The organism is Kingella negevensis, from assembly GCF_030177895.1.
In the GTDB taxonomy this organism is placed as follows: Bacteria; Pseudomonadota; Gammaproteobacteria; order Burkholderiales; family Neisseriaceae; genus Kingella_C; species Kingella_C negevensis.
In genome coordinates this window covers 585,019-606,660 of record NZ_CP123448.1, presented here as the reverse complement: position 1 = coordinate 606,660, position 21,642 = coordinate 585,019, and the positions used below count along the sequence as shown (strand labels likewise).

20 protein-coding genes and 1 pseudogene are annotated in these 21,642 nt (G+C 46.5%); 17 read left to right on the top strand and 4 right to left on the bottom strand.

Annotation, left to right across the window (positions count from 1 at the left end; all coding sequences use genetic code 11):
- Window positions 1-11: 11 nt before the first annotated feature.
- The 9 genes from QEO93_RS03285 (at window position 12) to manA (ending at window position 11,014) form a co-directional block, all read left to right on the top strand.
- The gene (locus QEO93_RS03285) at window positions 12-3,170 is read left to right on the top strand and encodes an efflux RND transporter permease subunit (protein WP_032136693.1); all 3,159 of its coding nucleotides are present in this window, start codon (window positions 12-14) and stop codon (window positions 3,168-3,170) included.
- Between the two features lie 227 nt (window positions 3,171-3,397).
- On the top strand, window positions 3,398-4,975 hold the full coding sequence (locus QEO93_RS03280; protein WP_081906876.1) for an efflux transporter outer membrane subunit: 1,578 nt from the start codon (window positions 3,398-3,400) through the stop codon (window positions 4,973-4,975).
- A gap of 112 nt (window positions 4,976-5,087) precedes the next feature.
- A complete protein-coding gene (locus QEO93_RS03275) occupies window positions 5,088-6,191 on the top strand; it encodes an anhydro-N-acetylmuramic acid kinase (RefSeq protein ID WP_032136782.1) in 1,104 nt (367 codons plus the stop codon).
- Window positions 6,192-6,369: 178 nt separating this feature from the next.
- A complete protein-coding gene (gene gluQRS / locus QEO93_RS03270; protein ID WP_032136692.1) occupies window positions 6,370-7,263 on the top strand; it encodes a tRNA glutamyl-Q(34) synthetase GluQRS in 894 nt (297 codons plus the stop codon).
- Between the two features lie 120 nt (window positions 7,264-7,383).
- Window positions 7,384-8,670, top strand: coding sequence for a phosphopyruvate hydratase (eno, locus tag QEO93_RS03265; protein ID WP_085815549.1), 1,287 nt, complete (start codon window positions 7,384-7,386; stop codon window positions 8,668-8,670).
- Between the two features lie 73 nt (window positions 8,671-8,743).
- Window positions 8,744-9,025: an FtsB family cell division protein gene (locus QEO93_RS03260; RefSeq protein ID WP_032136781.1), complete on the top strand. Its 282-nt coding sequence runs from the start codon at window positions 8,744-8,746 to the stop codon at window positions 9,023-9,025.
- A 235-nt stretch (window positions 9,026-9,260) separates the two neighbouring features.
- A complete protein-coding gene (locus QEO93_RS03255; protein ID WP_179184658.1) occupies window positions 9,261-9,728 on the top strand; it encodes a DUF2750 domain-containing protein in 468 nt (155 codons plus the stop codon).
- 15 nt (window positions 9,729-9,743) lie between these two features.
- On the top strand, window positions 9,744-9,986 hold the full coding sequence (locus QEO93_RS03250; protein WP_085815547.1) for a spore coat-associated protein camelysin: 243 nt from the start codon (window positions 9,744-9,746) through the stop codon (window positions 9,984-9,986).
- A gap of 89 nt (window positions 9,987-10,075) precedes the next feature.
- Window positions 10,076-11,014 (top strand): mannose-6-phosphate isomerase, class I, encoded by a 939-nt coding sequence (gene manA, locus QEO93_RS03245; RefSeq protein WP_085815546.1) that lies wholly within the window; start codon window positions 10,076-10,078, stop codon window positions 11,012-11,014.
- 204 nt (window positions 11,015-11,218) lie between these two features.
- On the opposite strand, the gene cueR is transcribed toward manA, so the two are convergent.
- Window positions 11,219-11,608, bottom strand: a complete 390-nt coding sequence (gene cueR / locus QEO93_RS03240) for a Cu(I)-responsive transcriptional regulator (RefSeq protein ID WP_085815545.1) — start codon at window positions 11,606-11,608, stop codon at window positions 11,219-11,221.
- A gap of 97 nt (window positions 11,609-11,705) precedes the next feature.
- Between cueR and QEO93_RS03235 the strand changes: the two genes are divergently transcribed.
- The 5 genes from QEO93_RS03235 (at window position 11,706) to arsC (ending at window position 15,513) form a co-directional block, all read left to right on the top strand.
- Window positions 11,706-11,918, top strand: coding sequence for a heavy-metal-associated domain-containing protein (locus tag QEO93_RS03235; RefSeq protein ID WP_032136688.1), 213 nt, complete (start codon window positions 11,706-11,708; stop codon window positions 11,916-11,918).
- Window positions 11,919-12,027: 109 nt separating this feature from the next.
- Window positions 12,028-12,336, top strand: coding sequence for an ArsR/SmtB family transcription factor (locus QEO93_RS03230; RefSeq protein ID WP_003789372.1), 309 nt, complete (start codon window positions 12,028-12,030; stop codon window positions 12,334-12,336).
- 11 nt (window positions 12,337-12,347) lie between these two features.
- On the top strand, window positions 12,348-12,863 hold the full coding sequence (locus QEO93_RS03225; protein ID WP_032136687.1) for a rhodanese family protein: 516 nt from the start codon (window positions 12,348-12,350) through the stop codon (window positions 12,861-12,863).
- A gap of 124 nt (window positions 12,864-12,987) precedes the next feature.
- Entirely contained in the window at window positions 12,988-15,129 is a 2,142-nt protein-coding gene (locus QEO93_RS03220) for a heavy metal translocating P-type ATPase (RefSeq protein WP_032136778.1), read from the top strand.
- A 60-nt stretch (window positions 15,130-15,189) separates the two neighbouring features.
- Complete coding sequence (arsC, locus tag QEO93_RS03215; protein ID WP_032136686.1) at window positions 15,190-15,513, top strand: arsenate reductase (glutaredoxin); 324 nt, start codon at window positions 15,190-15,192, stop codon at window positions 15,511-15,513.
- Window positions 15,514-15,559: 46 nt separating this feature from the next.
- On the opposite strand, the gene QEO93_RS03210 is transcribed toward arsC, so the two are convergent.
- Window positions 15,560-16,351, bottom strand: coding sequence for an NUDIX domain-containing protein (locus QEO93_RS03210; RefSeq protein ID WP_032136685.1), 792 nt, complete (start codon window positions 16,349-16,351; stop codon window positions 15,560-15,562).
- A gap of 171 nt (window positions 16,352-16,522) precedes the next feature.
- Between QEO93_RS03210 and QEO93_RS03205 the strand changes: the two genes are divergently transcribed.
- Both QEO93_RS03205 and QEO93_RS03200 read left to right on the top strand, forming a co-directional pair.
- On the top strand, window positions 16,523-17,830 hold the full coding sequence (locus QEO93_RS03205; protein WP_032136684.1) for a homoserine dehydrogenase: 1,308 nt from the start codon (window positions 16,523-16,525) through the stop codon (window positions 17,828-17,830).
- A 172-nt stretch (window positions 17,831-18,002) separates the two neighbouring features.
- Window positions 18,003-19,172, top strand: a pseudogene (locus QEO93_RS03200) (tyrosine-type recombinase/integrase).
- 97 nt (window positions 19,173-19,269) lie between these two features.
- Here the strand turns inward: QEO93_RS03200 and QEO93_RS03195 are convergent.
- Both QEO93_RS03195 and QEO93_RS03190 read right to left on the bottom strand, forming a co-directional pair.
- Window positions 19,270-19,443 (bottom strand): helix-turn-helix transcriptional regulator, encoded by a 174-nt coding sequence (locus QEO93_RS03195; RefSeq protein ID WP_081906857.1) that lies wholly within the window; start codon window positions 19,441-19,443, stop codon window positions 19,270-19,272.
- Between the two features lie 15 nt (window positions 19,444-19,458).
- Window positions 19,459-19,836, bottom strand: coding sequence for a hypothetical protein (locus QEO93_RS03190; RefSeq protein ID WP_085815544.1), 378 nt, complete (start codon window positions 19,834-19,836; stop codon window positions 19,459-19,461).
- 118 nt (window positions 19,837-19,954) lie between these two features.
- Between QEO93_RS03190 and QEO93_RS03185 the strand changes: the two genes are divergently transcribed.
- Window positions 19,955-21,640 (top strand): defense against restriction DarA-related protein, encoded by a 1,686-nt coding sequence (locus QEO93_RS03185; protein WP_032136682.1) that lies wholly within the window; start codon window positions 19,955-19,957, stop codon window positions 21,638-21,640.
- The last annotated feature ends 2 nt before the right edge of the window (window positions 21,641-21,642 follow it).

Below are 21,642 nucleotides of genomic sequence, written 5' to 3'. Positions count from 1 at the left end.
TGGAGTAAACCATGCCAAAGTTTTTTATTGAACGCCCGATTTTTGCATGGGTAATCGCGATTTTTATCATGATTGCGGGCGTTATCGGCATCAGCAAATTGCCGATTTCGCAATACCCAAGCGTGGCATCGCCCACTATTACGCTGACTGCAACTTACCCTGGTGCGTCTGCAACGGTAATGGAAGACAGCGTACTGTCTGTGATTGAACGGAATATGTACGGTGTGGAAGGTTTGGATTACATTTCCACTTCTGCTGACTCAAGTGGTTCAGGCTCGGTTACTTTAACCTTTAAACCTGATACCAACGAAGATTTGGCACAAATGAACGTGCAAAACAAATTGTCAGAAGTAAACGCTTTGCTGCCTGCAACCGTGCAACAAAACGGTGTGAACGTGTCTAAAGCGCGTTCAAACTTCTTGATGGTGGTGTTTTTGGATTCAAAAACCAAATCTGCTGAGGAATTGTTAGACTACTCTCAACGCAATGTTGTGCCTGAATTGCAACGTATTGAAGGCGTAGGTAATGTTCGCTTGTTTGGTGCTCAGCGTGCGATGCGCGTGTGGATTGACCCAAACAAATTGAAAAATTACGACTTGTCTTTTGCTGATGTAACGTCTGCGATTTCTGCACAAAATGCGCAGTTGGCAGTGGGTTCATTGGGTGCACGTCCTGCGGATATTGGTCAGCAAATCAGTGCAACCATTACGGCTGAAGGTCAATTGCAAACCGCAGAAGAGTTCGGCAATATTTTGTTGAAACAAAACACAAGTGGCGCAAACGTTTACTTGAAAGATGTGGCTGAAATTGCATTAGGTAGCCAATCTTATGCGTCAAACTCGTATTTGAACGGCAAAACAGCGGCAGGTATGGCAGTTTCGTTATCGACAACGGGTAACGCAATGGCAACCGCAACTGCAGTTAAAGCCAAAATGGAAGAGTTGAAAAAATACTTCCCTGAAGATGTTACTTGGTCTGCACCTTATGACACTTCAAAATTTGTAGAATTGTCTATCAAAAAAGTGGTAAGCACTTTGTTTGAAGCGATTGTGCTGGTGTTCATTGTGATGTTCATCTTCTTGCAAAACATTCGCTATACGTTGATTCCGACTATCGTTGTGCCGATTTCGTTATTAGGTGCATTTGCTGCCATTTCATACATGGGCATGTCTATCAACGTGATGACGATGTTTGCCATGGTGCTGGTCATCGGTATTGTGGTTGATGACGCGATTGTGGTGGTGGAAAACGTGGAACGGATTATGGCGGAAGAAGGTTTATTGCCAAAACAAGCCACGAAAAAAGCCATGAAACAAATCTCTGGCGCGGTGGTGGGTATCACAGCCGTGTTGGTATCTGTGTTTGTACCATTGTCTATGTTGAGCGGCGCATCGGGTAACATTTACCGCCAGTTCTCTTTAACAATGGTGTTCGCGATTTTGTTCTCAGCATTCTTGGCTTTGACTTTGACACCTGCTTTGTGTGCGACCATGTTGAAACCGATTCCCAAAGGTCATAACCATGTGAAAAAAGGTTTCTTTGGTTGGTTCAACCGCAAGTTCAACGCAGGTACACGCAGATATTCAGGCTGGATTGCTAGCACATTGCGTAAAGCTGGCGCGACATTTATCGTGTATGCCGCTTTAACCGCCGCAGCGTTTGTGTTGGTAATGCGTTTGCCAACCGCGTTCTTGCCATCAGAAGACCAAGGTAACTTGATGGTTACCGTGCAACTGCCTTCTGGCGCAACGCATGAACGTACTGAAAAAACACTGGCTTCAGTGGTGGGCGTAGCGAAAAGCCTGCCTGAAGTGGAAAACGTGATTACCGTATCAGGCTTCAGTTTTTCAGGCAGCGGTCAAAACATGGGTTTAGGCTTTATCATTTTGAAAGACTGGACTGAACGTGCTAAACCAGGCAGCGATGCCGCTTCTGTGGCAGGTAAAATCACAGGTGCATTGATGAGCGGTGCGGTAAAAGACGGTTTTGCCTTAGCGATTAACCCGCCGCCAATCATGGAATTGGGTAACGATTCTGGTTTTGGTTTGTACTTGCAACAACGTGGCTCTGCGAATCATGAAGAATTAGTAGCTCGCCGCGATGAATTGATTGCGAAAATGCGCGCCAATCCGCAAATGTTTAATGCATCAAACGTTCGCGCTTCAGGTTTGGAAGACGCTTCGCAACTGAAACTGGACATCGACCGTATGAAAGCTGCGTCAAATGGCGTGAGCTTTGCCAGCATTCGTACTGTTTTGGGTACAGCGTTGGGTTCAACCTATGTAAACGACTTCCCAAATGACGGACGTTTGCAACGCGTGATTGTTCAAGCAGATGCAAAATCTCGCATGCAGCCTGAAGACATTTTGGCATTGACCGTACCTGCCAGCGATGGCACGTTAATCCCATTGTCTAGCTTTATGACAGCAAAATGGGAAAAAGGTATCGAACAAAGTGTACGTTTCAACGGCTACCCAGCCATGCAATTAACAGGCGCACCAGCAGCAGGCAAAACCACTGGTGAAGCCATGGCAGAAGTTCAACGCATGGTTGATGAATTGGAAGGTAACTACGCACTGGAATGGTCTGGTCAATCTCGTGAAGAAGCCAAAGGTTCGTCACAGCAAGCCATGGTATTGGGCTTGGCTGCTGTAGCCGTATTGTTGGCATTGGCGGCGTTGTATGAAAGCTGGTCAATCCCATTGGCAGTGGTTCTGGTTGTGCCACTAGGCTTGTTGGGTGTGGCTTCAGGCGCATTGCTCCACGCATCATCACGCGACTTATATTTCATGATTGGTATGGTTACTGTGATGGGCTTGAGTGCGAAAAACGCGATTTTGATTATCGAGTTCGCCAAAGATTTGCAAGAAACAAGCAAAACCGCAGCAGAAGCCGCGTTACGTGCTGCCAAATTGCGTTTCCGCCCAATCTTGATGACATCATTCGCATTCATCTTGGGCGTTGTGCCAATGTATATCGCAACAGGCGCATCAGCAGCCAGCCAACACGCCATTGGTACAGCCGTGTTCTGGGGTATGTTGGTAGGTACATTCCTATCCGTGGTCTTCGTGCCGATGTTCTATGTTGTGGTTCGTAAATTCTTTAAAGGCAAACCTGTTCCCGAGCAAGGCGAACTGGATTTGTTTGATGATGAAGAAAATATGAAATAAAACATTCAAGCAGCCTGAAAAAGTTATTTTTTAGGGCGCATTGGCGTTTCATTCGCGAGTTGGATTTTTTAGCCAAACTAAGCGAATACAAGGCAAAAAGGTAAGCAAGGTTGAACACCTTACGAACCTTTTTAACACAGTAGTCGCTTAGTTTGGCTAAAAAGACACCGCGACATGAAATGCCAATGTGCCCTATGCTGCCTGAAACTGATAAAGAGATTAAATATATGAAAACCGTTTTTAAACAAAGTTTCACCGCATTGAGCGTAAGCATTGCCTTATCCGCTTGTAACCTTGCGCCGAAATACGAGCAACCAAACGTAGCGTTGCCGTCAAGTACGTTCCGTTATGACGTGCAAGAACCGCAAGCAATTCAGGCTGCATCTTTGGGCTGGAAAGACTATTTTGCAGACCCACGTTTACACGCCCTGATTGAATTAGCGTTGAAAAACAATACTGATTTGCGTACGGCAAACTTGAATGTTGAGAAAATTCGTACACAGTATGCGATTACACGTGCAGCTAATTTACCTAGTTTGAGTGGTACGGCAGGAGCAGGTCGTAATGGTAGTCATACTGCCGCTGGTTCTAACGTGGCTAATAGCTATAATACAGGTTTAGGCATCTCAGGATTTGAGTTGGATTTATGGGGACGCATCCGCAATTCTAATGAATCAGCATTAGAAAGTTATTTTGCTCAAGCCGCGACACGTGATGCAACGCATCTCAGTTTAATTGCAAGTGTGGCAAAAGCCTACTTTGCTGAACAAAGTGCAATAGCCTCTATGGATTTATCTCAACGCACTTTGAAAGCCTACCAACAAACTTACGAATTAGCCAAGGTTCGCCATAAAGCAGGCGTGATTTCTGCTTTGGAATTGCGCAGCCAAGAATCGCAAATTGAAGGTGCAAAATCAGATTATGCAGCTGCTGTTAATTCACGTGAGGTAGCACGTAACGCATTGGAATTGCTGATTAGCCAAAAAGTGCCAGACGATTTGCCAACGCCATTGCCAATGAACAAACAGTTTAAAATCCGCAATTTGCCAGCAGGTTTATCATCGAATTTATTGCTTAACCGCCCAGACATTATTGCAGCAGAACACAGTCTGAAAGCAGCTAATGCCAATATTGGCGCAGCACGTGCCGCATTGTTCCCAAATATTAATTTAACCACTACATTGGGTTTAAGTAGCGCGCAATTAAGTAATTTATTTAGTTCTCCAGATAGAAGCTGGGGCTACAATGCAAATGCAACTATTCCTATTTTTAACTGGAGTAAAAATAAAGCAGATGTAGTTGTCAGCAAAATTGCACAAGAACAAGCTCTTATTGCTTATGAATCAGCCGTAGAAACCGCATTCCAAGACGTATCAAATGCATTGGTTGCACGTGCAGCATTCAATAGTCAATATGAATCAGCAGTTGCACAAGCAAAAGCAAATAGCGAGCGTTTACGCTTAACGCGTTTGCGCTACAAACATGGTGTTTCTAGTGCACTGGATTTGCTGGATGCAGAACGTAGCAGTTATGCTTCAGATGTGAACTTGTTAAGCAGACAGCAGAACTTGCTGGAAAACTTAGCCGACTTGTATAAAGTATTGGGCGGCGGTTTGAAACGCTACACCACAGACGAACAAACCATGACGCAACAAGTTGATGCAGATTTGGCAGAGTCTCACAAAACCACCACTTTAGGCGAAATGAAAGACGCGTTGAAAGACGCAACCAGCCGCACACGCGATACCGCGAAAAAAGTAACAGAAAAAGTGAGTGAGAAAGTAGAAAAAGCAACAAGCAAATAAAACTTGCTTGATTAAGCAGCCTGAAAGATTTTTCAGGCTGCTTAATTTATTTTAAGGCTTGAAAAGATTTGATAAAATTTGGTTTTATCGCAGCCTGAAAAAAACAACAACCATGAAAACCCAGCTCTACATCGGAATCATGTCAGGCACCAGTATGGACGGTGCCGACGCAGTCTTAATCCAAATGCACGGCGCAAAATGGCAACGCGCCATCGCCCACGCATTCGTCCCCTACACAAGCAGCCTGAAAACCCGACTGCTTGAACTCCAAAACATCGGCGACAACGAACTTCATCGCAGTCAAATGCTCGCCATTGAACTATCCGAAATCTACGCCCAAGTTGTGCAAAAAATCCTGCAAGCAAACAAATTACAGCCTGAAAACATCACCGCCATTGGTTGCCACGGACAAACCGTCCGCCACGCTCCCGAACACGGCTACAGCGTCCAACTCGCCAACCTGCCCCTGCTTGCCGAGCGCACAGGCATTTTCACGATTGGCGATTTCCGCAGCCGCGATTTAGCCGCAGGCGGACAAGGCGCACCACTCGTTCCAGCGTTTCATCAAGCCCTGTTTGCCATGCCAACCGAAACCCGTGTCGTGCTGAATATTGGTGGCATTGCCAACATCAGCGTGTTGCCACCCAATGGCGAACCATTCGGCTTTGACACAGGTGCAGGCAATATGCTGATGGACGCGTGGACGCAACACATCTGGCAGCAACTGTATGACAAAAACGGCGCAAAAGCCCTGCGCGGACGCGTCTTGCCTGAACTGCTGGCGCAACTGAAAGAACACGAATATTTCAGGCTGCCTTATCCAAAATCCACAGGGCGCGAACTGTTTTCATTGGATTGGTTATACGGCTATTTGCATCATGAAGAAGACCCGTTTGACGTTTTGCGAACACTCGTGCAATTCACGGCAGACACGATTGCAGACGCGATTTTTCAGGCTGCGCCAAACACCCAAAATGTGTACGTTTGCGGCGGCGGCATTGGCAACGAAACCTTAATTTGCAGCCTGAAAAAATTGTTCGCGCCACACAAAATCACTGTGCATAGCACCGAAGATTTGCAGCTGAATCCACAATGGGTAGAAGCCGCCGCGTTTGCGTGGCTCGCCGCGTGTTGGGTCAATCGCACACCGAGCAATCCACACAAAGCCACAGGCGCAAACAAGCCATTGGTTTTGGGTGCAGGACATTACGCCTGAAAAACACGGAGCGTCGGCGGCTCGCCGACAAAAAAACAGCTAAATTTCGGGAAATATGATTCCTGTGCGCCCAAATGTGTCGGCGAGCCGCCGATGTTCCAATTAAACTTTCAGGCTGCGGTTTATCACTCAATCGCAGCCTGAAAAATATTCACAAACCGCAGCCTGAAAAACAAAAATGCCCTACATCGGAAGATTCGCCCCCAGTCCCACAGGACTGTTACACATCGGCTCACTGCTCACCGCCCTCGCGTCCTACGCAGACGCACGCGCCCACAACGGACGTTGGATAGTCCGCATGGAAGACTTAGACCCACCGCGCGAAATGCAAGGCGCAGCCGCCCACATCTTGCACACACTCGAAGCATTCGGTTTTGAATGGGATGGCGAAGTCGCTTACCAAAGCCAACGCCACGAACTCTATCAAGACACACTCAGCAGCCTGAAAGCCAAAAACCTTGCCTATCCCTGCTATTGCAGCCGCAAAGACTGGCACGCCGCCGCCGCCATCGGCTCAGACGGCTACGTTTATAACGGCGCGTGTGCCAAAAAAGACCCATTCAGGCAGCCTGAAAACGGCAAACCAGCTGCATGGCGAATGCGCGTTCCCGATGAAATCATCAGCTTTGAAGACGAAATTGTCGGGCGATACAACCAAAATCTCGCCCACGATATTGGCGATTTTGTGCTGCTTCGCGCAGACGGATTTTGGGCGTACCAACTCGCCGTTGTTGCTGATGACGCAGAGCAGGGCATTACCCACATTGTGCGCGGACAAGATTTACTGGTATCCACGCCGCGTCAAATTTGGTTGCAACGCAGCCTGAAAATGCCCACGCCGCATTACGCCCACTTGCCGCTTTTGGTAAACCAACACGGTCAAAAATGGTCAAAACAAACCCTAGCCCCCGCGCTGGACGTAAACCAACGTGAAGCCCTGTTGCGCCAAGTGATGCACTATCTCAATATTCCGCCTGCGCCCGAAGTCAATCACGTTCAAGACTTGCTGGCGTGGACAGTGCAGCATTGGGTAATCAACCGCGTGTCACCCCAAGCCATTTGCACGGAGTAGCGCGTTGTAACTGAGTTGATAAAATACAATCACACGCAATAAAACTTCGCGAGCAGCCTGAAACACGGTATAATTCACGCGATTTTTAACCTTCCCAAACCCCTTAAACGGAGAAAAAACATGAGCGCAATTATTGATATTTTTGCACGCGAAATTTTGGATTCACGCGGTAACCCAACCGTGGAATGTGATGTATTGTTGGAAAGTGGCGTAATGGGTCGCGCGGCTGTGCCAAGTGGCGCATCAACAGGTCAAAAAGAAGCCTTGGAATTGCGCGATGGCGACAAATCTCGCTACTTGGGCAAAGGCGTTTTGAAAGCCGTTGAACACGTTAATAACGAAATCGCCAGCGCATTGATTGGTATTGACGCAACTGAACAAGCCTACATTGACCAAATCATGTTGGATTTGGACGGCACTGAAAACAAAGGCAAATTGGGCGCAAACGCTACATTGGCAGTTTCTTTGGCAGTGGCACGCGCTGCGGCTGAAGATGCTGGCTTGCCTTTGTATCGCTACTTGGGTGGTGCAGGTCCAATGGCTTTGCCAGTGCCAATGATGAACGTAATCAACGGTGGCGAACACGCAAACAATAGTTTGAATATTCAAGAATTTATGATTATGCCAGTAGGCGCGACTTCATTCCGTGAAGCATTGCGTTGCGGCGCGGAAATTTTCCACGCATTGAAAAAATTGTGCGACAGCAAAGGTTTCCCAACAACTGTGGGCGACGAAGGCGGTTTTGCACCAAACTTGAACAGCCACGAAGAAGCCTTGCAACTGATGGTTGAAGCCACAGAAAAAGCGGGCTACAAAGCAGGCGAAGACGTTTACTTTGCTATGGACTGCGCGTCTAGCGAATTCTACAAAGACGGCAAATACCATTTGGAAGCCGAAGGCAAAGCCTACAGCAGCGAAGAATTTGCTGACTACTTGGCTGGCTTGGTTGCGAAATACCCAATCATCTCTATTGAAGACGGTATGGATGAAAACGACTGGGCAGGTTGGAAACACTTGACTGAAAAATTGGGCGACAAAGTTCAATTGGTAGGCGATGACTTGTTCGTGACTAATCCAAAAATCTTGGCTGAAGGCATTGAAAAAGGCGTGGCAAATGCATTGTTGGTAAAAGTAAACCAAATCGGTACATTGAGCGAAACTTTGAGTGCAGTGGATTTGGCAAAACGCAACTGCTACACAAGCGTGATGAGCCACCGTTCAGGCGAAACAGAAGACAGCACTATTGCTGACTTAGCTGTGGCAACCAACTGCATGCAAATCAAAACAGGTTCATTGAGCCGTTCAGACCGTATGGCGAAATACAACCAATTGTTGCGCATTGAGGAGGAATTGGGTTCTGCTGCATACTACCCAGGCAAAAAAGCATTCTATCAATTGAAAAAATAATTTGATTGAGTGAAAACAGGCAGCCTGAAAAGATATTTTTCAGGCTGCCTAAAATGCTAAAAAAGGCGCAAAAATGAGATGGATTACATGGGCAATGATTGTTACATTATGCGCGTTGCAATACCAAATTTGGGTGAGCAATGGCGGCACAGGACTGCGCGGACAATATGCAGAAATGGAACAAAAAGCCGAAGGTATCAAACAACAAAATAAAAACACCCGCCGTGAAAACGCCATTTTGCGTTCCGAAATCAACGATTTGCAAAACGGCTACAATGCCGTATCCGAATTGGCTCGCAACAACATGGGCTATATTGAAGAAGGCGAAGTTTTTTACACATTAAAACCACAATGAATTTAAAACACCGTGCAGAACTTTTGCACGGTGTTTGCGTTTTTGCGCTATGATTACATTATAAAAATCGACCGAAACCTTTGCAAAACTCCAGATTTGAGTATTTTTCAAAGCCATAGCAGCGCAAAAAGCGACTACGTACATCAAGTACATTGAGCTTTTGAGCAGCGCATGGCGAAGAAAAATGCCAAAGATGAAGATTTTGCAAAGGTTTCTGACTGCGAAAGGAACAGCCATGATTATCCAAAACGACCCACGCTATGACGCATTCATCAAAAATGTAGTCAAAAATCAAATCGTTTACACCCTGCAAGACGACCAAAATTTCTTCGCTGAATGCCCGTCCGAAGAATACGACGACGAACTAGGCAACCCCGTTACCGTGTTATGTTTTTGGGACAGCGAAGCCGATACCCTAGCTTGCAAACAAGACGAATGGGAAAACTTCACGCTAGAAACCGTGTCGTTGGACGAATTTTTAGGCAACGTCATCATGGATATGGACGAATATCACAAACTCGTCGGCGTAGCGTTTGACGCAGAATTGTACGGCACAGAAATCGAACCCGTAGAATTGCTCGCCGATTTGCTAGACGAAATTGAAGCCCAAGATTTAGCAGATGAATTTGAACAATTTGACGAATGGCGCAGCTATCAAAAAAAATGGTTTGCCCAAACCGAAGCCCCCCATATTGTTCACTGATTTTCAGGCTGCAAAATGAAAAAGCTCAATTTGCTCATGTGTTTGTGGCTCACAGGCTGCATCTACGCCGAAACCCCAGACGGGCGTTACACCGAGCTAGATTTGCCCGTGCAGACCCAAACCACCATTCACAAAACCGTAACCGTAAATGCCCCTCCTGGCACAATCGTCAATATCAGCGAAACCCCCGTTTACGAAAACAATACGTGCCGCTGTTATTACGATGATTATGAATGCCACCGCGTGTGCTATTACTAAACGTAGGGTGTGCCCTACGCACCATTTTTCAAAAATAACAAATTTTCAGGCTGCCTAAAAATTGTAGCCTGAAAACGAAAGGAAACCCAATGCAACCACTTTTCCTAAAATCCACTTTTCACGACAAAATCTGGGGCGGCAACACCCTACGCACCCAATTCGGCTACGAAATTCCCACCGAAACCACAGGCGAATTCTGGGCAATTTCCGCCCACCCAAACGGTATGTCCACCATTGCCAATGGCGAACACACAGGCAAAACTCTAGCCCAATTATTCGACCAACACCGCGAATTATTCGGCAACAGCACCGACAAACAATTCCCCTTGCTCACCAAAATCCTAGACGCACAAGACTGGCTCAGCGTTCAAGTTCACCCAAATGACGCATACGCGGCTGAACATGAAAACAGCTTAGGCAAAACCGAATGTTGGTACATTATCGCTGCAGACGAAGGCGCAGAAATCGTGTACGGACACCACGCCACCAGCCGCGAACAGCTTGCCCAATACATCAAAGACGGCAAATGGAACGAACTTTTGTGCAAAGTGAAAGTGAAAGCAGGCGACTTTTTCCATGTACCGTCAGGCACAATTCACGCCATCGGCAAAGGCATTCTCATTCTCGAAACCCAGCAATCCAGCGACACCACCTACCGCGTGTATGACTTTGACCGCAAAGATGCACAAGGCAATAAACGCGATTTACATATTCAACAATCCATTGATGTCGCCACCATTGGCGCACTGCAAAACAGCCACCCCGACACGCAAATTATCGGCAACTGTGCCACCACAACTTATGTGAGCAACGAATTTTTCACCGTGTATAAATGGCAAATTTCAGGCTGCGTCAGCATGAAAAAAAACGCGCCGTACACATTAGTTAGCGTGTTAAACGGTTCAGGCAGCCTGAAAATCGGCAGCGAAACTTTCGCGCTGAAAAAAGGCGAACATTTCATCTTAACTAGCGATATTCCAGAATGGACTTTTGACGGCAATTTAGAAATGATTGCCAGCCACGTTTAAATATAGTGGATTAAATTTAGATTAGGACAAGGCGACAACGACCGCCGTGTACATCTAGTACATAAGGGAGTTGGCAACGCTGTACTAATCTAAATTTAATTCACTATAAAACGCAGCCTGAAAATTGTAGGTCGTGCATTCATGCGCGACATCAGTAGCCTGAAAACACAAAAGCAGCCTGAAAAACTTTCAGGCTGCTTTTTGCTACAAATCCACCAAACCGTCCAAAATACAACAAGCTGAATGCTCATCGCCAGCGCATTGGTCATGCCACATTTGCAGTTTTTCACGCATATTTTGCAGCATTTCAATTTTCAGCGTTAAGTCCGCAATATGCGCCGCCGTGAGCTGTTTCACATCGCGACTGTGGCGGTGCGGATTGTCTTGCAACGCCAACAATTCACGAATTTGTGCCAACGAAAAACCCACATCTCGCGCATGACGAATAAACCGCAATCGCTGTAAATCGTGTTCGCCATACACGCGATAGCCCGATTCGCTACGCTGGGTTTCAGGCAGCAAATTTTGTTTTTCGTAATCGCGGATTTGTTTGGCGGATAAACCTGTTTGTTGGGCGGCTTGGCTGATGTTCATGTGTTTCCTTTCAGGCTGTAAAATAAAATTTGACTTTAACCTATAGTCAAGGTTTATGATTATCGCCATGTTCAACTCGTTTTACAAGGAAAAGAAAATGGCAACAGTAACCTTAAACATCGGCGGCATGACTTGCGGCGGCTGTGTGAAAAGCGTGGCAAAAGTTTTGGGCGACGTGAACGGCGTAACCCGTGCAGATGTGGATTTAGAAAGCGCGACTGCGGTGGTGGAATTTGATGACGCGCAGACGAATATCGCGGCGTTAATTGATGTGGTGGAAGATGCTGGGTTTGATGCGGTGCAAGCGTAAATGATGATTCAGGCAGCCTGAAAGATTTTTTTCAGGCCGCCTTTCTTTTTTTAGAAACTTCTGATAATATTCATATATTAGAACTTACTAATTTAGTTCTTTTTAAAATATGGCTGATTTAAAACAAAATTTAAACTTTGAACAACAAGCTGAACAAGCAGCGCAATTTTTAAAAACGCTAGGCAATCCTGTCCGTTTACAAATTTTGTGTTTACTAGCAGACGAAAAAGAATTGAGCGTGGGCGAATTAGTAGCGCTTTTGCCTTTAACGCAATCGGCATTGTCGCAGCACTTAGCGAAATTGCGCGATGAAGGTTTGGTGGCTTATCGGCGCGAATCGCAAACGCTGTATTACTTCGTTCGTAGTGAAAATGCTTTGAAATTATTGTTGATTTTAAAAGAAATGTTCTGTTCGTAGAGGTGTTAAAAATGGATTTAAATACATTAAACGCTGCACAAGTAGCGGAAAAATTACAACAAGGTGCGGTATTGGTTGATATTCGCAGCGTAAATGAATATCGCGCCAAACACATCGCGCAAGCGCAATCTATGCCGTTAGATGAATTGGATAAATTGTCGCCGCCTAGTCAAACGGTGGTAATTTTTCATTGTTTATCAGGCATGAGAACGCGCCAAAATTGGGATAAGTTACGCGCTTTTGCACAAAATGCTGCGGAAATTTATGTGTTGGACGGTGGCTTGAATGCTTGGGAACAAGCAGGTTTTCCCGTAGAAAAAGCCGCAAAAGCGCCAATGGACATCATGCGCCAAGTACAAATCGCCGCAGGAAGTTTGGTTTTGTTGGGTGTGATTTTTGGGGCGTTGGTGTCGCCTGTGTTTTATGCTTTATCGGCTTTTGTTGGGGTTGGGTTGGTGTTTGCTGGCGTAACGGGGTTTTGCGGTATGGCGAAATTGTTAGCAAAAATGCCATGGAATCGTTTTTAATTTGAAATCATTCAGGCAGCCTGAAAATCATCTTTCAGGCTGCCTGAAATTTTTTTAGCCCTTGACCTTAACCACCAGTCAAAGTTTATCATTCCCCCAATACCAAAAATTTTGGAGACCCGACATGGCAACCCAACACATCAATTTCAACATTCAAGGCATGACCTGCCAAGCCTGCGCCAATCGCATTGAAAAAGTGTTGAATAAAAAAGAATTTGTGTCCGAAGCGGTGGTTAATTTTGCTGGCGAAACCGCGCAAATCACGTTTGACGACACGCAAACCAATCCCGATGAACTCATCAAAATCATTGAAAAAACAGGCTTTCAGGCAGCCGTGCAAACTTCGTTGCTGCCTGAAACGGATTCGCATGAAAGCCATTGGCGCGTGTGGACGTTGCTCGCATTGTCGTTGCCGTTTTGGGTGGGCATGTTGGGCATGCTCGGCGGTTCTCACACGCTGATGCCGCCGCTTTGGCTGCAGATTGCGATGGCGACTGTGGCGCAGACGTATTTTGCGCTGCCATTTTACAAGGGTGCGATTGCCAGCGTGCGCGGTGGTTTGGCGAATATGGACGTGTTGGTGTCGGTGGGTACATTGTCTATCTATTTGTATTCATTGGGAATGGTGTTGGCAGGACACGCGCATCACGTTTATTTTGAAGCGGGCGTCATGGTGTTGGCGTTTGTGTCGCTCGGCAAATATTTGGAAGCGAAAACGAAACGCGGCAGCCTGAACGCGCTCGGTTCTCTGCTGCAACTCACGCCACGAGATGTGCAAATTCTGCAAAATAATCAATGGCAAACGGTCAAAATTGACCAAGTGAAACAAGGCGATATTTTGCGCTGTGTACAAGGCGGACGCATCGCGGCAGACGGCGAAGTGGTGTCGGGCGAAGGTTGGGCGGACGAAAGCCATTTGACAGGCGAAAGCCAACCTGTTTACAAAACGATTGGAAACAAGGTGTTAGCAGGTTCTATTCTTTCAGGCAGCCTTGATTATCGCGCGGAAAGTTTGGGCAGCGACACGCTGTTGGGCGACATGGTGGCGGCGTTGGCGGACGCGCAGGGCAGCAAAGCCCCGATTGCGCGTTTGGCGGACAAGGTGGCGACGGTGTTTGTGCCGTCTGTGTTGGCGATTTCGTTACTGACTTTGGTGGCTAACTGGTTGATTGTGGGCGATTTTACGGTGGCTTTGGTTCGTGCGGTGGCGGTGTTGGTGGTGGCGTGTCCGTGCGCATTGGGTTTGGCGACCCCTGCGGCGATTATGGCTGGCATGGGGCAGGCGGTGCAGCATGGGGTGTGGTTTAAAAATGCGGCAGCATTGGAAATGGCTGGCGCGGTGGATACGGTGATTTTGGACAAAACAGGCACGCTAACACAGGGAAAACCTGATATTGCGGCAATTTGGACGGCGGATAATTTTACGGAAAATCAATTATTTGAAATTGCGGCGGCGGTAGAACAACACGCGGCGCACCCTTTGGCGAATGCGATTGTGCAGGCTGCTTTGGCGCGTGAAATTGCACCGTTGAACGCGGAAAATGTGAACACGGTGGCTGGCGAAGGGATTAGCGCGAATATTGACGGTTTGGGCGATGTGAAAGTGGGGAAATTGGATTTTTGCGGTTTCAGGCTGCCTGAAAATTTAGCAGATAATGTATGGAATATTGCCAGTTTGGTTGCCGTTTCATTGAATAATCAACCCGTTGGCGCATTCGCCCTAGCTGACCCACTCAAACCCGACAGCCTTGCTGCCATTCAACGATTACGCGAACACAACATTGCCGTCCACATTTTAAGCGGCGACAACGCGGCAACCGTTGCCCACATTGCGCAACAATTAGGGCTGCCTGAAAACCACGCGCACGGCAACCAATCGCCGCGCCAAAAAGCCGAATTTATCCAACAACTTCAACAACAAGGCGCGAAAGTGGCAATGGCTGGGGACGGCATCAACGATGCGCCAGCGTTGGCGTTGGCGGACGTGGGTTTTGCGGTGCGCGGCAGCACGGATATTGCCGAACAAAGCGCGGACGCGGTACTGGTGCAGCAATCGGTTAATCAACTGGCGAGCGGTCTCATTGTGGCGCGTGCGACTTTGCGTGCGATTAAGCAGAATTTGTTTTTTGCATTTATTTATAATGCGCTGGGGATTCCGTTTGCGGCGGTTGGATTGCTTACGCCTGTGTTGGCTGGCGCGATGATGGCGTTGAGCTCGGTGTCGGTGTTGGGGAATGCGTTGCGATTGAAACGCATGAAATTTTGAGATTTCAAGCTGCCTGAAAACAGTTAAAATACACTTTTTTGGCAGCCTGAAAGACATTTTATGAACATCAAAATTTATCACAACCCAAACTGCAGCAAATCACGCGCCACGCTTGAGCTAATCCGCAACGCAGGCATTGAACCGCAAATCATCGAATATTTACAAACGCCGCCCGATGAACGCACCTTGCGCGAATTGTTATCGCAAATGAATTTCACTGCACAAGACTTAGTGCGCGAACCTGAACGCTTTTCAGGCTGCGATAATGATGAAGTCATCGCTGCCATGTTGCGCGAACCGAGTTTAATCAATCGCCCGATTGTGGTGAGCGATAAAGGGGTGAGATTGTGTCGTCCGCCAGAATTGGTGCTTGAGCTACTGTAAACAAAATGCAGCCTGAAAACTGATTTTCAGGCTGCATTTTCATTTTTCAGGCTGCCAATACATCACACGCCAAAACCACAGCTTGCGCCCCATTCGCCGACCAATCCGCTGCAAACCGTTCACACAACCCCTTGTCCGCATAAACCACAAGCGGCTGAGAAACCCCGTCTTTCAGTAAATCCAACACCGCCTGCGCCGCGCGTTCATCATTCACTTGCCACACCAACACATCAGCGTCCATCGCAGCCTGAAACTGCGCGACATTTTCCACCGCCACCCAAACGCTGCGCTTTTCAGGCAGCTTGCCCACGCGTTGTAATTCATCAAACGTCAGCAAAACATTTTCATGCTGCGGCTCGGCAGACGCATACGGCGCAACACGGTATTTTCCCATATTATTTCGCCCGACTAGCCCCGTTTTCAGGCTGCCTGAAAACTGCGTTGGCACAGCAAGCGCGGCTAAAAGCGCAGTGTTCGCTGGCAACATTGGCGACACAGTGTAATCGCCAGCGCGTTGCCAAGCCCATTGCTGACCTTCGCGCGATTGCAATTCGCCGCGCCATTCGTGGGCGTGCACGCGGAAAAATCGCAAGTGAACGTGGGCGTGTTCGTATTGGTAGAACTTGGTTAGCCATGGCGTAGCGGCTAGAATTTCAATTCCCAGCTCTTCGTTGAACTCGCGTTGCAGCGCGGCAAATTCAGTTTCGCCTGCTTCTACTTTGCCGCCTGCAAATTCCCAGTAGCCAGCATATGGCTTGCCTTCGGGGCGTGATGATAAAAGATATTCGCCTTGCGCGTTGAGTAATACGCCTGCGACAACGTGGATTTTTGGGGGCATGATTGGGTTTTCCTGTGAACAAAAATGGCTATTTTAGTTTCAGGCTGCGATGTTGGCAAAAGGGGGATTTGCAGCCTGAAAATTTTCAGGCTGCAAATCTTTAAAAACGTGTGCATATTTGGTTAAAATAGGTTAGCATTCACTCAAATATATTTCATCAGGAGAACAATCATGCAAGCAGTAAACATCGGTATTTTGGGCTTGGGAACTGTAGGCGGCGGCACAGCGCAAGTGCTGCAAGACAACGCGGCAGAAATCAGCAAGCGATTGGGTCGTGAAGTACGCGTTACAGCCGTTTGCACCAGCAATGTGAACCGTGCCAAGGAATTGTGTCCGCAAGCCGCAGTTGTGAGCAAGCCAACGGATTTGGTAACGCGTGAAGACGTGGATATTGTGGTGGAATTGTATGGCGGAACGGGCGTAGCTAAAGAAGCGGTGTTGCAAGCGATTGGCAACGGTAAGCATATTGTTACGGCAAATAAAAAATTGCTGGCAGAATATGGCAATGAAATTTTTGAGTTGGCAGAACAGAAAAATGTGATGGTGTATTTTGAAGCGGCGGTGGCTGGCGGTATTCCCATCATCAAAACCTTGCGCGAAGGCTTGGCGGCGAACCGTATTCATTCTATCGCTGGCATTATCAACGGCACGAGCAATTTTATTTTGAGCGAAATGCGCGAAAAAGGTGCGGCGTTTGCCGATGTGTTGGCGCAAGCGCAAAAATTGGGCTATGCGGAAGCTGACCCCACTTTTGATATTGAAGGACACGACGCTGGGCATAAAATCACGATTATGTCTGCTTTGGCGTTTGGTACGCCTGTGAATTTTGGCGCGTGCTATTTGGAAGGGATTAGCAAGCTGGACAGCCGCGATATTAAATACGCGGAAGAATTGGGTTATCGCATTAAATTACTGGGGATTACGCGCTGTACGGAAAAAGGCATTGAATTGCGCGTTCACCCAACTTTGCTGCCTGAAAGTCGTTTGTTGGCGAATGTGAATGGCGTGATGAACGCGGTGCGCGTGAAAGCGGATATGGTCGGCGAAACGATGTATTACGGTGCTGGCGCAGGTTCGTTGCCAACAGCGAGCGCGGTGGTGGCGGATATTATTGATATTTGTCGCAACATAGGCGCAGGGCAAGATAATCGTGTGCCACATTTGTCGTTCCAATCCAGCCAAGTGAAACCGCAAAAATTCTTGACGATTGATGAAATCACGAGCAGCTATTATTTGCGCGTTCAGGCTGCGGACGAGGCTGGTGTGTTGGGTAAAATTGCGACTTTGCTGGCAGAGCAGGGCGTGTCTATTGAAGCGTTGATTCAAAAAGGCGTGTTGGATTGCACCTACGCGGAAATTGTGATTTTGACGCATAGCACGGTTGAGAAAAATATTAAAAACGCGATTGCGGCGATTGAGCAGCAGGCGTTTGTGAGCGAAAAAGTTACCATGATTCGTATGGAAAGTTTGCATGGATAATCATACTCTCTCATATACTCTCAATTAGTATCAAGAGTATTTGATTTTCAATGATTTCTTTCTCATGTTGTATCATACCCTCTTATTCAATCGCATGAATTTCACGGTATTTGATACGGTATTTTCTGACGATATAATAAAAATACCGTAACCGTAAAAATACCGTGAAACTATGCTCAACGATCGAATTTTAAAAAATACCAAGCCAAAAGAAAAAGCCTATAAATTAACTGATAGGGACGGAATGTCTGCCTATGTTGCAACAACTGGCACAATCTCTTTTCGTTTGGATTATGCCTACCATGGGCAGCGCAGAACTTTAACACTTGGCAAGTATGGGATTATTTCATTAGCACAGGCGCGTGAAATGGTCTTGTTTGCTAAAAAGCTGCTGGCTGATGATATTGACCCTGTAAGCAACAAAAAGCAACAAGCTATTCGGCAAGACGACACATTCGGCTATTGGTGTGAACGTTATATTCGTTTGGCTGAATTTTCGGAAAGTACGCGCAAGCTGCGATTAAGAACGTATATTCATAATATGCGCGGTGATTTTGCAAATGTGAATATGGCGGATATTTCGGAAACGCAAATCCGACAATTTTGTGCCAAAATTAAAGAACGTGGTGCGCTGTCTGTGGCAGTTTTTGTACGTGATTTGTTTTCTCATGTGTTTAAATTCGCTCAAAATCAAGGTGTGGATTATGGCAATCCTGCTGAAAATATTAAAAAACATACCATCGCTAAATTTAAACCGCGTGAACGTGCTTTGAGTGAAACTGAGTTGATTTTGTTTTTTAGATATTTGGCGAAGTCGGAATTATCTATCCAAACCAAAAAAGCGTTGGAATTGTTATTACTGACTTTGTGCCGCAAAACTGAAGTAGCAGAAGCGAAATGGTGCGAGATTAATTTTGAAACAAAGGTGTGGACCATTCCTGCAGAACGTATGAAAGCGAAACGTCCACACAATGTTTACTTGTCTGTTCAAGCTCTCTCAATTTTGGAATATTTGAAAGTGTTTGCTGGGCAATCGCCGTTTGTTTTCCCTGGTCGCAAAAATGAAAATCAACCGTTATATTCTGTGAGTATTAACCGCGCTATAAAACAAGTGTAGTATTTAATCAATCAAGATGTGGATTTTGAACATTGTACGGTGCATGATTTGCGCCGTACTGGTTCTACTATTTTGCATGAAAAGGGCTATAACACGGACTGGATTGAAAAGGCTCTGGCGCATGAACAACAAGGGGTTAGGGCAGTGTATAACAAGGCGGAATATGCAGAACAACGTCGCTTGATGTTGCAAGATTGGGCGGATTATTTGGATAGTTTGAAATAAGGAATAACCCAGTTATCACGCAGATAACTGGGTTATTTTATCCAAAAATAGGTTGGGTGCGTTATCGCAATAGCCGAGCTATTTCAGGCAGCCTAAATTACGTAAGTGAGGCTATCCATTGTTCAATTTCGCTATTTTTCCAACGGCTGCAACTTTCTGAAAGTTTGACTGGTTTCGGAAATTTATTCAGCCGTATTTTTCGGTAAATAGTGGCTTGAGATAGTGAAGTTTTTTCTCGAACTTCTTTAATGTTGAGTAGACGTTCTTCCATTTTCTAATCCTTTCTTCAATGATTAATTGCACGTTGCAACCTTAAAATTTCAGCTTGATAGGCGTGCAAGTCTAAAATCTCTACGCCGTACATCTCGCTAAACGGAACGATGTATTTTTTCAACTGCGTTTCAACAAGCTGGCTTAACTTTTCCAAATCCACAAACGCTTGCCATTCTTCGCTGCGTAGCGTTGGAATATTGTGCGGCGATTGGACGTGTTTTGTGTCTTGCTGCGAAATGGCGATACGCCACAAATAATCGGCACATTTCAGGACAGCAAGGCGCAATTCAGGCTCTTTGATTTGGCACTCTTTGGCAAGGGTTCGCAAACTTTCGCCGTGGATAATGCGATAGGTCGCATGTCTTACTTCTAGAGGTTGTTGATTAACCACAGGAACGCAGCCTGAAATCTTTCCTTGCACACTAAAACAACTGGATTGGTGGTTGCAATTTGGCAATCACAAAAATCCCGTATCCCCTGAATCTTTCCCTTTTGATAGCGAGAACATCATGCAAACACACGACTGGACAAACGAATCCGAAACCGCCGCGCAATTGATTTACCAATGGCGCAAAGACGACCCATACGGCGAATTAACCGAACCTGCCACGCTGGATTGCATTATTCAAGATGAGCTAGCAGACGGCGCAGAAATGGCAGTTTTTGACACTTTGGCAGTAGAAAACAAACGCTTGGAACGCACTGCGCAATTATTGGGCGCAGCGTTTAATCGTGCGTCAGGCAGCCTGAAAGTGGTGGAGAACGGCATTCAAATTTCCGCCCCGATGAAGAAAAACGGCACGACCAATGTGATTGTGCAATTTGAAATGACAGATGGACAAGTGGTTAGCGTTTGTTTTCACAATCCCGACACCACGCCAGCCAAACTTGCACCCGATGATATGTTGATTAGCTGGAAATGGTTGCTTAATCGCAAGGATATGACGATTGTCGTTGCCAAAGAAAACGGCAAAGACTTACCGCTGCCAACCATTGCGCGGCGCGTGATGGCATTGGTGGAGAAAAACACTGCCCGATTTGCCAAAGCCAATGCCAGCAAAGCCGCCGAAACAGAGCTTCTGGCGCAATTGGAAGCGGAAAAAGCGGAGAAAATCGCACGGTTGGAAGAGTTGAATCGTTTAGTAGAAGAGAAAGCGCGTCAGCCTGAAAACGCGGCTGATACTAAGGAATATGATGAATTTAAAAAAGCGGTTAAAGGAGCAAGATGGCAGCCTGAAACAAAAGAATGGCTTGTACCTGCAAGCAAAAAAGAAGCATTACACGCTTTTGTTTATGGAGATGATTCAAGCGAAGAAAACGGGGTTAATTCGCCGATTGTGATTAATGGCGATGAACTCGGGGATTTTGATACATCTACCGAAAGCGGTAAAAAAGCATTGCGAGAAGCGGCAAAAGGCTTTTTGCAAGGCTTGCGCGGTAAATTTATCCGCAATATTGCTTTGGATAGAGATGTTGAAATTCGGCAGCGTGGGATTAAGGAGATGATGCGCTTTTCTGGTAACGAGAAAAAGTTGAAGCTGATGTCTGCTATTGAGCAAATTATTGCTACCGCCAAACCTGATGGCGCAAATCCGCTGCGCGAGAATGAGAAGAAAGACAAGAAACCAGAAGTTTTGAATTATTTTCACATGACAAACCATGCAAGCATTGCCGGTGAACAAGTTGGCTTCCGAGTGATTTTTGAAGAAGATGCTAATGGCGTACTACATTACGACATGATTTTGCCTGATGATAAAACAAAAACCACTATGGATTCCGCAACTCCCCCTGATAACGAATCAGGGATTACAGAACCAAAAGTGGCTTTTGCATACTCATATAATACCTTCAACATCAATAACACGCAAGCAACTTTTGACGACACAGGCAAATGGGTGCTCAATCTATTTTTGCTTGACGAGAATGGTAATGAAATTCCTGACGAAGAAGACTTTTCCGATAACGCGCAGCCTGAAACCACTCAACCCAACGACCGCGCTTTCCTGCAAGCCGTAATTGACGGCAAAGAAAACCCAGCCGATGAAGCCGTGATTGACCGCGTTTTAACCATTGCCGAACAACACGACAACGACCCCGATTGGCAAAATTTGATTGAACAAGCCGCCGAAGCATTGGCGCAATCAGCCATTGCCGATACCGATGATTTAGCCGATGATTTAGCGCAAGGAGAATAAAG

What these genes read in the sequence shown, in the direction of transcription:
- QEO93_RS03285 (WP_032136693.1), top strand. Translation starts at nt 12, where the DNA reads ATGCCAAAGTTTTTTATTGAACGCCCGATTTTTGCATGGGTAATCGCG.
- QEO93_RS03280 (WP_081906876.1), top strand. Translation starts at nt 3,398, where the DNA reads ATGAAAACCGTTTTTAAACAAAGTTTCACCGCATTGAGCGTAAGCATT.
- QEO93_RS03275 (WP_032136782.1), top strand. Translation starts at nt 5,088, where the DNA reads ATGAAAACCCAGCTCTACATCGGAATCATGTCAGGCACCAGTATGGAC.
- gluQRS (WP_032136692.1), top strand. Translation starts at nt 6,370, where the DNA reads ATGCCCTACATCGGAAGATTCGCCCCCAGTCCCACAGGACTGTTACAC.
- eno (WP_085815549.1), top strand. Translation starts at nt 7,384, where the DNA reads ATGAGCGCAATTATTGATATTTTTGCACGCGAAATTTTGGATTCACGC.
- QEO93_RS03260 (WP_032136781.1), top strand. Translation starts at nt 8,744, where the DNA reads ATGAGATGGATTACATGGGCAATGATTGTTACATTATGCGCGTTGCAA.
- QEO93_RS03255 (WP_179184658.1), top strand. Translation starts at nt 9,261, where the DNA reads ATGATTATCCAAAACGACCCACGCTATGACGCATTCATCAAAAATGTA.
- QEO93_RS03250 (WP_085815547.1), top strand. Translation starts at nt 9,744, where the DNA reads ATGAAAAAGCTCAATTTGCTCATGTGTTTGTGGCTCACAGGCTGCATC.
- manA (WP_085815546.1), top strand. Translation starts at nt 10,076, where the DNA reads ATGCAACCACTTTTCCTAAAATCCACTTTTCACGACAAAATCTGGGGC.
- cueR (WP_085815545.1), bottom strand. Translation starts at nt 11,608, where the DNA reads ATGAACATCAGCCAAGCCGCCCAACAAACAGGTTTATCCGCCAAACAA.
- QEO93_RS03235 (WP_032136688.1), top strand. Translation starts at nt 11,706, where the DNA reads ATGGCAACAGTAACCTTAAACATCGGCGGCATGACTTGCGGCGGCTGT.
- QEO93_RS03230 (WP_003789372.1), top strand. Translation starts at nt 12,028, where the DNA reads ATGGCTGATTTAAAACAAAATTTAAACTTTGAACAACAAGCTGAACAA.
- QEO93_RS03225 (WP_032136687.1), top strand. Translation starts at nt 12,348, where the DNA reads ATGGATTTAAATACATTAAACGCTGCACAAGTAGCGGAAAAATTACAA.
- QEO93_RS03220 (WP_032136778.1), top strand. Translation starts at nt 12,988, where the DNA reads ATGGCAACCCAACACATCAATTTCAACATTCAAGGCATGACCTGCCAA.
- arsC (WP_032136686.1), top strand. Translation starts at nt 15,190, where the DNA reads ATGAACATCAAAATTTATCACAACCCAAACTGCAGCAAATCACGCGCC.
- QEO93_RS03210 (WP_032136685.1), bottom strand. Translation starts at nt 16,351, where the DNA reads ATGCCCCCAAAAATCCACGTTGTCGCAGGCGTATTACTCAACGCGCAA.
- QEO93_RS03205 (WP_032136684.1), top strand. Translation starts at nt 16,523, where the DNA reads ATGCAAGCAGTAAACATCGGTATTTTGGGCTTGGGAACTGTAGGCGGC.
- QEO93_RS03195 (WP_081906857.1), bottom strand. Translation starts at nt 19,443, where the DNA reads ATGGAAGAACGTCTACTCAACATTAAAGAAGTTCGAGAAAAAACTTCA.
- QEO93_RS03185 (WP_032136682.1), top strand. Translation starts at nt 19,955, where the DNA reads ATGCAAACACACGACTGGACAAACGAATCCGAAACCGCCGCGCAATTG.